Raw genomic sequence first — 11,982 nt, 5'->3', positions numbered from 1 at the left:
CGTGCAGTATGTGTTAGCCACTTGAGAGTGCTACGGCCTGAAGATTAAAACTTGAGAAGGTGACAGCTTGAGGGAGAGCGAGCGCAGCGCTTGGCTCCCCGCGATACCGGCCTTAAGGCTAATACTCACGGGGAAACTGGCTAAGCGCTAAAAATAGGTCACTGATTTAACCCGTTGCGGCCGGTTTTGTTGCTGGTAGAGCTGCCACACCATGGCAAAATCCATTTCAACCTCGGTCACATAATGCTCACCCGCCGGATAACTGCGCACTACTTTAGCACCGCGAATCATGCCTTCAACCGAGACTTTCACATCATCTTGCGCCAACATCCAATCGGACACCTGACTATTGGCTTGAAGTTGCTGACCATAGACTTGCTCGGCTAATTCGCGATAAGCGGCAATTTTAGACGCTTGCATCGCCATCAACATTTGCTCCGCCGAATTTTTGCTGCCGGTTTGTGCCAAGGGCGCATAGCCTGTGGCGGTCAGCACCGGAAAACTCGGCGGCGCTTCGGTTTCCCATTGCACGTATCTGTCGTTGTTAGCACAACCACTGAGCACCATCACACCGCTGAGTAATAGCAACTTGAGTGCGTAGCTTATCTGAACTCGTTTCATCGGCCATCTCCTAATACTCTAACCTTTGCTTCACCCGGCTGGCTGTAGCGATACAAGATGCCATTGTCAGAGACCGAGCGCTCAGATGGCGCCAAATATGCAGGCAACTCAGCCACAGAGGCAAAGGCGGCCGACGCTGATATCACTTGCTGATCGGCGAGATCTAAAATCTTGCTATTGACTTGCATGCCTTCGCGATTAAAGGAGTAACTGGTCACTAACACATAATCCACCAAGGCATCGCTGCGTAACTGCTGCCAATCACGACTCAAAATTTGGTCGCCTTGCGAGGTGATGCGCATGCTTTGGGCTAAATTTATGTCAACCAAATTAAACTGTTGCTGTTGCAGCGAGCTCATTAAACTTTGCTGTAATTGCTTGGCCATATCGCCGCTATCTGAAAACTGTGCCACTGACACTGGGGTCGCCACGAGCACCACCTTGTTAAGATTTAACCCCTTATGATGGCGAACCAAGTCATTCACAATGCGGCCAGCCAAGTGATCCATCGCCGAGGTAGGCGGCAAACCATAGCCGTCTTGTAGATGCGCCTGCGGCAAACTGGGTTGATGCGAGTGCATACAACCAGACGCTAAGGTTACACTGGCGCAACAGAGTGTTACGTTCAGCAAGGTATTCATCTTCATTCATTTATCCTTTGCCAGCATCAAAAATCATATTAACTATCATGAGCTTGCTATAAAATATGCCCTTAACATCTCTGCACTTACCAATGATTAATCTCAGCTAATCCGCACGCTTAACTGTCAGACTCGTGCAGCGCTGCCAGTCGCAATCATAACCACTCGCGAGCTTAAGCTATGCAAAGCCAATACCACATTATCAGCATTGACTCACATCATCGGTCATCATGAGCGGTCAAGGGCTTAAGCACCAATCAATGACTGTGTTGTAGTTATCGGCACGGGCAACAGAAACTAAAGTTAACCCCTTAGATTTATCCCATAAATTCACACAGGCACACTTCTTGCTTGGGTATGACTATTCGATGGGGGGTCATCATCAAGGCCAATGGCGCGTCAAAACCGCGGCGACCAAGCTGAAATACCCCCACCATAACCGTGAGAGCGGCCGAGGCTGTCAAGCACTTGACGCCGAACCGAGGAGATTTGCGAGTGCATATAACGCCAATACTGATACTAGGGCTTTGCTGCGCATGTTGGGGATTTAGTGCAGCAGCCGAACGCTGGGTTAATGCCAGTGGCCAGGCCGAGATCCAAACGGATATCGACAGCGCTCGCCAAGAGGCCATCAAACAAGCGATTACCTATGCCAGCTTAAGCCATGGCTTTACCATGAGCAGTCAAACCACGGTATCTCAAGGCCAACTGTCTGACAATCGGGTTAGCCTCCAGCAACAGCTGCAGACCCAATCGATGAAACTGATCTCAGAACAACTGGTCGGCAATCAACTTCAGGTCACCATCGCCTTATTGCTTGACGATGACAACCAAGCTGCGGCCAATTGTAGTGCGGCGGCCTTGTCGTCGGCGATATTAATTCCGCAAGCGCAAATCGCCGATCGTAGTCAGCTTAATTATGGCCAGTTAGTCAATTTTGAAAGCGAGCTATCCAAGCGTTTAGCGCGGCAGATGGATCAGCATAGCCTCAAAACCTTTGCGCAATTACACAGCCAAGACCGCCTCGATATTGATAACCGTTTGGCCCTCACCCGCGGGTATCGTTTCCCAGAATGGCTCGGTATCACCACCGACAGCCAATACATATTACAGATTGATATTGATGATATGTCGCTCCTGCCTGCCACCAGTAGCCTCTTTGGTTTAATGAACAACGACCCAGTGCGGCAATTTATTGCCAAATTCAAGCTCTACCACACCATCAGTGGCGAGCGCATATGGCAACAAACCTTAAGCAGCCAAGCGCCTTGGACCTTCGATAGGCATCAACAAGTCATGCCCAACAGTGCCGAATTTTGGCAATCCAGTTATGGCCAAGCCATAGACAAACTGCTTAAAGATGGCATTAAAGAATTAGATAATCAGCTATTGTGTCGCCCCACACTCGGGCAAATAGTGGCCGTGGATGGCAACCGCTTAATGATCAACCTCGGTCGTCGTCATGGCTTGCAGGTAAGCGACCAGCTCAAGATTGTGCTCAAGCAAGATATGCCCGACCGCCTCAATGGGCTACGAGCCTTAGCCGCCCCCAGCCAATTAAGCTTTAAACTCGACCACATCAGCGAGCTGAGTGCCAGCGGCGTGTTACAACAATCCGTTGGAGCTACCGGAATTCAGGTCAACGATTTGGTGATAAAACAATAAACGTAACCTCGGCGCGATCTGGCCAGTGCGACTCGCACTCATGCAAAGGTCGTTTGACCCCAACCCAATGGAAATGGCATGTCACAACCGCAATTAATCGACACCAATCTCAAGCTAATTGCCTCGCGTTGGCCCGCCATCGCCGCGCAACTAACCCGCATCGATATTGATGGCATCAATGCGCAACTTGAACAGGGACTCGAACAAACCATTAGTGTTAATGGCATTCAACTCAGTAGCCGCCATAATCGCATCGCCGAAGCCAGTCTACTGTGCCAAGCCATTCCCACAGCCGCCACAGAAATTGATTGTTATGGTATTGGCATGGGCGATGTCCCTTGGTATTTATTGCATGAGAAGCAAGTGCAATCGTTAAGGGTGCATTGCCTTAACCTCAGCCTGCTAAAACTGTTGCTCACCTATACCGACCAAAGCCAATGGTTGAGCCACCCACAGTTAACGCTCTTAACTACTCCGGCCCACATGGGATTAGGACGCCTTTGGCTCGCCTGTACCGCCGACCTTGGATTTTGCGACGAACCCTATCAATATCAACGTGATATAATCTTGCATGAGAAAAATGTTGGTTTTGCTAATCGCCGCCACGAAGCCAATCGCGCGCTCCATTTACAGCGTTTTGAAGACAATCAACCCTTCTGGCAGCATGATGAAGACGCTTTACAATTGCGCCAAATATACGCCGATAAACAAGCCGCCTTGGTGATTGCCTCAGGGCCGAGTTTAGCCAGTCACTATGCATGGTTGCAGCAAGTGTATGCCCTGCCGCAATCTCAGCGGCCGCTGATAATTGCTGTCGATACTGCCTTAAAAGGCCTGATGAGCCAGCAAATAGGTTGTGATATTGTGGTTAGCATCGATGAGCTCATCACGCCAGCGATGATCCAAGCGCCGCAACTGGTGGCGCAGCATGCTCAGCATCAATCCCCCCCCGCCTTAGTGTACTTTCCTAAGAGTCGCCCCGATTTACTGGCTAGCTGGCCAGGCAAACGCTACGCCGCCTACAGCACTCAACCCATCTTTGACTCGCTATGTCAGCGCGCCCAACACTGCCGCCTATTTGCCAATGGCAGTGTATTGCATCCCGCCGTTGATCTAGCGTGCCAGTTAGGGATCAAGCAGACCTATTTAATTGGGGCCGATTTTGGCTTTGTCGATGGCAGAACCCATGCTGCATGGGAGGATGGAGCGCTTGGACCCAAAGTCAGTTTCGCCAAACACAGCATTAAAAACGGTGAAGGAAAGCTGATTAGCACCAACCTCAACTTTATTTCGTATCTGCGGGCATTGGAGCTATTTATTGCCAAACAACCACATTGCCAATTCCAACGCTTAAGCCAAGCCGGCGCCGCCATTCGCGGTTGTGCCTACCAAGATCCCAAGGCGCTATTACGCCAATGGCAAGCACAGTCACAGCTCAGGAGATCTCATGCTGAATAACGAAGCGCAAGCGCTTATCCGTCAATGCGCCAATGACTACCGCTGCGGTAACGAAGGATTTGCTAACGTTCACTACTTAGCTTGCCTTGATGTTATCCAAGCCTACTATCAAGCCCAGCCTGGGGATGAGTTATTGGCCATTATGCGCTATTTACTTGAAGCCCAAGAGCGCCAAGACTGGCTCGGCATGGCTGATACCTTAGAATATGAATTGCTCAGTTTTTTAGTGCTGCCAACTAATACCGATGCGCCAGCATCAAGTCATGCAACCGAGCCATAGAAACCACTAAATAGCGCTTAATAAACAGTCAATTAGAATTTTTGGCTTTCCATAGCCCATAAAAACAGTATAATCACAGGGTCTCCTTATAGCTCAACAGGATAGAGCAGCCGCCTCCTAAGCGGCCGATCGGGGTTCGAGTCCCTGTGGGGAGACCATTTCAATATAAAAAATCATATAAAACAATAGCTTGGGTTGTTATTGGTTCGGCGTTCTCCCGCTATTCTCCCGCCTGATTCATTAGAAAATATATTGCAAAAAGTTAAAGCCTTGTGTTCAAGCTAGGCTCTTTTGTGTTGATGGATTTATATCTAATTTCCTACTTGTTAGGAAAAATGCTGCACTGTGTTCAATTTAAATTCTGGCTTTACGCCTGAGTCGTAAACGGTCTTAACCTTTGAGCGCATATCAAGCAAGATTTCTCGATACTCACTTTTTAAGTGTTTGTGCTGTGGTGGGATTGTTCCTGAATGCCTGAGATCACCGAATCGGGATAGCCACCGGTAAGGCTGCATACGGTAGCTTTCTGCAATTGCTCGGCAATAAAAGTCTATTTCAAAGCCCTGACTATCATCAAATTGCATGGTTAACCCCTTAGTAAAAGCTGTCTAATGGTCTGTAGTTCTTCCGCCAGTCAGTACCAGGATTGTGTTCGTCCATCCATCGAATGTAATCGGCTTCATCAGTGAACTGGTATCTGTACGGGTAAACAATCTTTTCATTGCTTTTCATTGCTTTTCAGGCTTTCTAATCGCTTTAAATAGCTTGGTTTCATTGGCTACCATCCATTTTCTAGCAAGTCTTTGCGGTACTCGGCATAGGTTTCAAATTCACTGTGAAGCCCATGCTCTCGCTGAAAGTGCCAATATTGCTCCCAGCTCATTTGCCCCGAGCTTATCAAGTGATAATGCTCTTGATTGAACAGTTCTTCGTCTGAGGGCTCATGATCTTCCCAATCGAAATAATCAATGATCACACTGCCGCGGTTTTCTAGCTGTTCGATACGGTTAAGCAATGATTTATTTCTGGGCATCTTCCAAAACCTTTAGACGTTGTTCAAACTCGTACGCCTCTTTGATGCGAACATCAATCAACTGGTGATCAATGCTGTTTTCTGGCGTAATCGGCTTAAGGGCAGGATAGAACCTATCAAGAACAAACTTAATAGCTACCATGTCGCCCTCTAATACCTTCCCTTCAAGCTGTTTGATTGCTTCTTTACTTAGGGATTTAGGCAACAAAGAACGCTTATTTAATGCGCCCTTTGGCCGTCCCGCCCCTTTTTTATTTCCTGTTTCAAATTCAGCCATGCAATAAAAATCCCGTTATTTTATTATTCGGTTTCTTGCTCGGCTGTTTCATCATCAAGAATGCTTAGGACTTTCTGGTCATTTCCTGACGCTGCAAAGTTGGCAGTATGTGCAAAGTGAGCCTTGTCCAAAACATCTTTAAATTTAATAACAGTGTTTAGCGATTTCTCTACCGCTTCGATTTCTGCGTGTTCGGCTGGTGCAGCATATTTAGCAAGCCCTTTGATTTGGTCAGGTGACAAGCCTGCAATAACTCCTGCATCCGTTCCATATAACAACTTAGCTGCTGCTTTTGAGTTGAAAGCAATGCTCAATAACTCTTGAGGCGGTTTGTCAGCCATTAAACCGACTAACTGATAGTCTGTGTGGCTTGGTCTAGAATTGGTCTCAAACTTATCCTGTGCGGCTGCAAGGTTGCTCAACAGCTTGTTGCTTAGCTGCTGCATTTCTCGTAAAACACTTTCATTTGCTGATTCAATGCGCTTGTAAATAGCCTGCTTATCCGATGCAGCAAGCTTACCCATATCAAGCGACCCAAGCTTGTTAATCACGGTCTCATAGCGTTCTGCTGCTTGTTCGATGCCCTTGAACATCAACGTATTGTGTAGGCGACTTGCTACCTTTGTTTGACCAACTAAATCTGAAATTGTTTGCATAAAATTAACCCCGTTTTGAATGGCTTGATGCCTGTTCATTAATTATACCACCCAAGGATTATTCCGAAAGATTTATTCGATTAAAAGTGAATTTATTAATCGTTTTTATCAGTTAAACATGGTTAAAGCTGCCGTTATGGTGCTTTTCTTAATGCGTTATGGGGAACTTAGGCGTTTCTATGTGAAATCTGAGAATGTTTGCGGGCGTTCGTGCTGGTTGGTGAAATGTCGTCAATCTAAAAAGGGCCAATTTATTAAACCGGTCTTAATTAATAAGAATGTTTAGGAATTAAAAACCTTTGTGCGACCTTGGGGTTTTATTAGGGATTTGTAGGGTAGGTTTAGACTAGGTTTAAAGGTAGGTTTCCCTGTTGTTTAGGTTCGCCCATTTCTGGGCATTTCAAAGGCACTTATCGGTGCAATTAAAATAGCCTATTCCCCTATGTGGGGGGAGATTGGTGGGAGAAAAATATGATTGTTTAAATTTAAATCTCATTAAATCAGTCTATTGAGTTATCAGTTTTCTTCTGAACTCGACTAAAACAACTTAGGTGCAACTAAATTCTACTCAAACTAATGTTTCTGCTAAAAGCTTTACAGCGTTGTTACTCCATTGCTCTGCAAAGCCTTCACTACTAAGAATCCCATCTCTTGCTAAGTCCTCCATCTCTGCACACATTAGCCAGCTAAGGTTTACTGGTTTGTCTCTTTTGAATACGTTTCTTTCTTGGTAGCGCCCATCAAGGAACTCTATAACCTGATTTCTGTTAGCAAAGCCTGCCAATGTATCATTGCTTAACAATAGCTGAATTATTGAGGTATTAGGATGTTCAGGTATCTCCACATTCGTAACAAGCTCTGCCCACTGCCTTGCAGCTTCATAAAACTCGAAAACCATATCATTAGGTTCAATGCCTAAGTCTTGTGCTATTAACTCCCTTAGATGATTCTTGTAAAAAACATCGGCATCATTTTCAAATGATGTTGTAGTTAAAACTTTATTATTAATAACTTTGTTATGGTCTTTATTATTGGGTGACACTGGCGTCACCCCTCCCATGACATCTACGTCACCCCTAGGCATGACATCTATGTCACCCCTCAAAATTGCTAATGTGTTTGGGGTAGGTAATAGCTTTCTACTTGAACCATTAACCGACTTTGATTGGTTCACATAAAGCCAGCCGAAGCGCTCAAGGTCTTTAACGTATCTTTGTATTTGTCTCGTGCTTTTACCTAGGCTCTTAGCTAGGTGATCATTAGACGCGTAAAAATCGCGGTTTGCTTTATAGAAAGAAATTGCCTTGCAGATAATCCATGTATGGTGCAAATCTAACTCGCTTTGGATTACTGCCTGTTCGATTGATTCTGGAAGCCATGAACCTTTTTCAGTTTTACTTTCAGCCATTGAAGTATTACTCTATCAAATATGGTTAGCGGCTTATGTCGCCAAACTAACACCGCTAACCATGTTTTTATTGGAGGGCTTTGAGATTACTTTTTCTCAGAGCCTTCTTGCTTTTCAGCGTTATAGATTGAATCATTTGCCGCCTGCTCATTGATTCGGTTGATAAGCCAATTCACACCGCGCCACCTGATAGCATCCCTCAATATTCGATCAAGCTTCATGGTTTTTTTTGCGTAATAATGTGATTTTTCGGCTTCTATCTGCTCATCTCTGCAATTGAAATAACGATGAATTTCAGAAGGCGGGATAAACCATACTGTATCTTTTGCCGATTCGTCACAGTCCCAAGGGATGAACGATTTTCTTAATTCATCCATTACCCGGCTTTGTTGCTCCCCATTAGTTAAAAAAGTTATTTGCTCTGCTGTTAGGCGCTCTCCATTTAGAAGGCGACCTAATACTATTGAAACTCCATAAGATCGTTTACTCATTTATGACCTCTCTAGTTAAGTCTGGGAATGTGTTTAACTCGCTGAGTTTATAGCGGATTAATCGACTAACAATGCTGGTGGTAAAGCAGTTAAGCAGCATCATTAATCCAACATTCATTTTCATCAATTCCATATAGGCTAGTGGATAATCAGCTTTCATTTATTCGATAGTAATTTTCATAAAACTCCTTAAAATCGGTAGTAAATTGGTAGAATTTATTTCTAAAATATTTTTAATTGAATAAAATTAAACGCTTATGAGGTAAGTTTTCTCCTTACAAGGGATAAGCCTAGGCGGTTTTGGTTTGCGTTCTGCTATCTAGGAATGCGTTTAAATCGGTTAGCCTGTAGCGGACTAAGCGACCAACTTTTACAAAGGGGAGGTTGTATCTGCCGCAGCTTCTCCAGACTGTTAGAGTTCCCTCTGTTACGCCTAAATAAGCTGCTGCTTCAGAATTGTTGAGTAAAGATTGATTGTTTTGCATATTTATCACCATTTAGTTTGATTAACTAGGTGATATTTTTATATATACGGAATAAACACTGAAGGAATTTATCTGGCAAAAAAATTCCCGAAATTAATCCCTGCTATTTGGCTCTAAATGAACGGGTAAAACATGAGTAAACTCGCTTTCGAATGCTTCAGCATTATTTTTTGCCCACTCAAGATCAATTGGATTGTTTTTCATTTTCTCAATGCGCACTTCTGGATACAGTAAGTTATACAATTTACCTAACGTATCTGGTTTCATTTCAACTTTGATATCACTATTTTTATTTTCCTCATAAAGCCTCGCTGCGGCTTTATGTTTGGCGTCATCTGCATTCATACCGCAATATGTTCTTAGCCGATAAATCCAACTACAGGCATTTACTCTGATAATGTAAACCTTTGCTGCTTGCGCCTTTATTCCAGATCTCTCTGCTGTTTTACCCGACAATCGAATATTCGCAGCTTTCGCCAGCTCCCAAGTAATAGCGCGCCCCAAACTAAGCCTATATTGCACAGCATTTAGTAAGAGGATATCCAAATAACCGGGATCATCAGTTGCTTTCCACATGGAAAGAAGATTGGTTAGATTTGTCAATAAAAGCGAATGATCAGGACACCCACCTGAAATGAGTTCATCTACAAAAACATGATACAAATCCCATCCGTAACCATCTATATCATCAGGATTGTCAATGTTCACCCTAAAGCCCCCCTAGCAATTCTTTTCGTTGTTCTGGTGTAAGTGCCTTTAGCTGTTCTTTTAATAGCTCTACGGCTGTTTGTGGCTCGTTTCTGATATGCTCTAATCCTGCCCTAACCTGAGTTAAATCATGGTGTGCGTAGGTGCGCTGTGTAATCGCTATTGAGCTATGACCTAACGCCTTTTGAATGATGGCTAACTCTATGCCTGCTCTCGCCATTCTGGTGGCTGTAGAACGCCTTAAATCGTGAAAGGTTAATCTTTGTGCTTTGTCGTCTGAATAAAGTCCTGCACGCTTTGTTACGCGTCTCCAAAAGCTTCCTTGTCCTGTTTTTTCAACAACATGACCTAGTTTGCTGCGCTTATTAGGGAATACAAAAACCTCGCCTTGTTCAGCCTCTTGGCTTCTTCGGTTTAAGATTTCCATTGCTGCGGGGATAAGTGGCACAACTAAGCCTTTTTTAGATTTAGCCTTACTTGCTGGTATCGTCCAAATTCTTTGTTGCGGGTCTATTTCTTCCCATCTCAAAGACAAAACGCAGCTTTTACGCTGTCCTGTCAGCAAAGCGATTAATACAATGTCTTTATAAATTTGTGGTTCTTCGTCCAGTGCTGCCAAAAGTCTGATTTCTTCCTCTTGAGTCAATACTCGCTCTCTTGGCTGCTCTGCAAATTTTTTAGCTACGGCAAAATGATTGTCAGAAATAAGACCTTCTTTCTTTGCGTAGTTAAAGATTGATTTGATTTGAGTGAGGCACTTGTTACTAATTGCAGGGCTCTTTGCCGTTTTTAGATCTGAAATAATTTTTCGAGCATCATCATTAGTGAGGTCTCGAACGTCTTTGTTTTTAAAAAAGGGCTTAGTGTGAAGTTTGAAAAGGGATTGAGCATCCTCAAGCGATTTAGGTCTACGCTCACCAGCTTTTATTCTGACTTGGAAATCAGCCTTATAGGCTGCAAACAAATCAGCATAAGTAAAGCTGTTAAGTCTGCGCTCTCTTATCGCGGCTTTTTCCTCATTAGGGTTTATCCCTTGGCGCATCAATTCTATATCATCAAGCGCTGCTTTTCGGGCTTGTTCCACAGTCATTTCGTCAGAACTACCGTAGCTAACAAAAACCTTTTTACCTTGAACACGCTTTATTAAGTAAAAATAACCATTGCCGTTAGTATTAGTTTTTAAATGTAGAGGTGGGACTTCAGTATCACCATAATAAGTGTTTTCGCGTCTCTCTCTGAGTTGCTTTATTAGCGTTTTAGTAAACTTGAACCTTTCTTTTTTAGTCATATTGATCTCCCACTTATCTCCCACCAATCTCCCGCTAAAGGTAAATATACATTAAATTTAATATATATCCATTAATGTGATTTTAAAATAAGTGGTTGATTTTATATATCAATATTTGCGGTTGTTAAGGTTGGTTAAAGTGGGTGTATTAGGCGGGTTTATCCCCTGTGGGGAGACCATAAGCAAGGGCCATCTCCGGCGACCTCTGCTTAGACTCACTATTCCTAATCTAGATTGCTCATCTCAATACGCTGCACGATTCGTCTCATTGCAAAACGGCATTTGCTAAAGCTAATTAAGAAGTAATTAAGACGCCACCCACAATAAAGTAATTAAGAAGCCACCCACAATAAAACAATGATTTAACCCGCATCCTCGCGCTATGTCAGCAATCATCTCACGCTTAACGAGGTCATAACGTTTCAACGGCCCTGTTAGACTCTCACCTTGTGTTTAGTTGAAAGATATGGCGCTTATTTGCAGGTCATCACTGTGATTCGGGCAGGCTAAATCGACTCATGGACAATGAGTTAATTTTTAGGGGAAAAGGGGGAGTTCAGTGGCTATCTGTCAGTGGGTATTCAAATACTGACAACTCTTGACAAAGTGCCGTCGTCGTTTTTGTAAATGCTCACAAAATTTATCCAGCTCTTGCGTATTTCCTGCCGGCCCATGGAATAACTGGCCAAATTCAGTGGCAAGTTTAAGCCAATTCTCTGGCGATATATTCAAGCGCTCAAGCACCCGGCTGCTGCCGTTATTTATACTGCCTCGCTTGTCATTGCGGACTATCCGGCCGGTGTCTTCTATCAATTCGAGGTAATCTTTAACGTCAAAGTGAAGACCATTAGGCTGGTTGTCACACTCATTGCCAGTAAACTGCATGAGCGATGCCGGTTGTTGGCCGCTTAGTGCTGCTTGGAGGCGTAATTGAATACTGGTGTAATGTGATTGCTCAAGGGTTGGCGCTT

General features: G+C 44.3%; 14 protein-coding genes, 1 tRNA gene and 1 pseudogene. 4 read left to right on the top strand and 12 right to left on the bottom strand.

Annotated features, from left to right (window positions below; all coding sequences use genetic code 11):
* Positions 1–147: 147 nt before the first annotated feature.
* Positions 148–621: an LPP20 family lipoprotein gene (locus KU855_RS03620; RefSeq protein ID WP_218528994.1), complete on the bottom strand. Its 474-nt coding sequence runs from the start codon at positions 619–621 to the stop codon at positions 148–150.
* Entirely contained in the window at positions 618–1,268 is a 651-nt protein-coding gene (locus tag KU855_RS03615) for a FlgO family outer membrane protein (RefSeq protein ID WP_218528993.1), read from the bottom strand. The genes KU855_RS03620 and KU855_RS03615 overlap by 4 nt, the downstream gene beginning before the upstream one ends.
* Before the next feature lie 489 nt (positions 1,269–1,757).
* Between KU855_RS03615 and KU855_RS03610 the strand changes: the two genes are divergently transcribed.
* From KU855_RS03610 to KU855_RS03595, 4 genes are all read left to right on the top strand, one after another.
* Positions 1,758–2,927 (top strand): flagellar assembly protein T N-terminal domain-containing protein, encoded by a 1,170-nt coding sequence (locus KU855_RS03610; protein ID WP_218528992.1) that lies wholly within the window; start codon positions 1,758–1,760, stop codon positions 2,925–2,927.
* A 78-nt stretch (positions 2,928–3,005) separates the two neighbouring features.
* Positions 3,006–4,385 carry a 6-hydroxymethylpterin diphosphokinase MptE-like protein gene (locus KU855_RS03605; RefSeq protein WP_218528991.1) on the top strand — a complete coding sequence of 460 codons (1,380 nt, stop codon included), beginning with the start codon at positions 3,006–3,008 and terminating at the stop codon, positions 4,383–4,385.
* Positions 4,375–4,665 carry a hypothetical protein gene (locus KU855_RS03600; protein ID WP_218528990.1) on the top strand — a complete coding sequence of 97 codons (291 nt, stop codon included), beginning with the start codon at positions 4,375–4,377 and terminating at the stop codon, positions 4,663–4,665. The genes KU855_RS03605 and KU855_RS03600 overlap by 11 nt, the downstream gene beginning before the upstream one ends.
* 82 nt (positions 4,666–4,747) lie before the next feature.
* Positions 4,748–4,823: transfer RNA gene (locus KU855_RS03595), tRNA-Arg, on the top strand.
* A 168-nt stretch (positions 4,824–4,991) separates the two neighbouring features.
* Here the strand turns inward: KU855_RS03595 and KU855_RS03590 are convergent.
* The 10 genes and pseudogenes from KU855_RS03590 to KU855_RS03545 form a co-directional block, all read right to left on the bottom strand.
* The gene (locus KU855_RS03590; protein WP_218528989.1) at positions 4,992–5,249 is read right to left on the bottom strand and encodes a hypothetical protein; all 258 of its coding nucleotides are present in this window, start codon (positions 5,247–5,249) and stop codon (positions 4,992–4,994) included.
* Positions 5,250–5,443: 194 nt separating this feature from the next.
* Positions 5,444–5,698 carry a hypothetical protein gene (locus KU855_RS03585; protein WP_218528988.1) on the bottom strand — a complete coding sequence of 85 codons (255 nt, stop codon included), beginning with the start codon at positions 5,696–5,698 and terminating at the stop codon, positions 5,444–5,446.
* Positions 5,685–5,975, bottom strand: coding sequence for a hypothetical protein (locus KU855_RS03580; RefSeq protein WP_218528987.1), 291 nt, complete (start codon positions 5,973–5,975; stop codon positions 5,685–5,687). The genes KU855_RS03585 and KU855_RS03580 overlap by 14 nt, the downstream gene beginning before the upstream one ends.
* A gap of 23 nt (positions 5,976–5,998) precedes the next feature.
* Positions 5,999–6,670 carry a hypothetical protein gene (locus KU855_RS03575; protein WP_218528986.1) on the bottom strand — a complete coding sequence of 224 codons (672 nt, stop codon included), beginning with the start codon at positions 6,668–6,670 and terminating at the stop codon, positions 5,999–6,001.
* Positions 6,671–7,199: 529 nt separating this feature from the next.
* A complete protein-coding gene (locus KU855_RS03570) occupies positions 7,200–8,039 on the bottom strand; it encodes a helix-turn-helix domain-containing protein (protein ID WP_218528985.1) in 840 nt (279 codons plus the stop codon).
* Positions 8,040–8,125: 86 nt separating this feature from the next.
* The gene (locus KU855_RS03565; protein WP_218528984.1) at positions 8,126–8,530 is read right to left on the bottom strand and encodes a hypothetical protein; all 405 of its coding nucleotides are present in this window, start codon (positions 8,528–8,530) and stop codon (positions 8,126–8,128) included.
* 290 nt (positions 8,531–8,820) lie between these two features.
* Entirely contained in the window at positions 8,821–9,015 is a 195-nt protein-coding gene (locus KU855_RS03560; RefSeq protein WP_218528983.1) for a helix-turn-helix domain-containing protein, read from the bottom strand.
* A gap of 93 nt (positions 9,016–9,108) precedes the next feature.
* Positions 9,109–9,723: a hypothetical protein gene (locus KU855_RS03555; RefSeq protein ID WP_218528982.1), complete on the bottom strand. Its 615-nt coding sequence runs from the start codon at positions 9,721–9,723 to the stop codon at positions 9,109–9,111.
* A gap of 1 nt (position 9,724) precedes the next feature.
* A complete protein-coding gene (locus tag KU855_RS03550) occupies positions 9,725–11,011 on the bottom strand; it encodes a site-specific integrase (protein ID WP_218528981.1) in 1,287 nt (428 codons plus the stop codon).
* A 570-nt stretch (positions 11,012–11,581) separates the two neighbouring features.
* Positions 11,582–11,982, bottom strand: a pseudogene (locus tag KU855_RS03545) (transposase); the annotation flags it as partial.

Origin of the sequence: Shewanella sp. NIFS-20-20, assembly GCF_019209865.1 — a bacterium.
Lineage (GTDB): Bacteria > Pseudomonadota > Gammaproteobacteria > Enterobacterales > Shewanellaceae > Shewanella.
The sequence above is the reverse complement of the archived record's forward strand: the minus strand, read 5'-3'. Positions and strand labels throughout refer to the sequence as shown.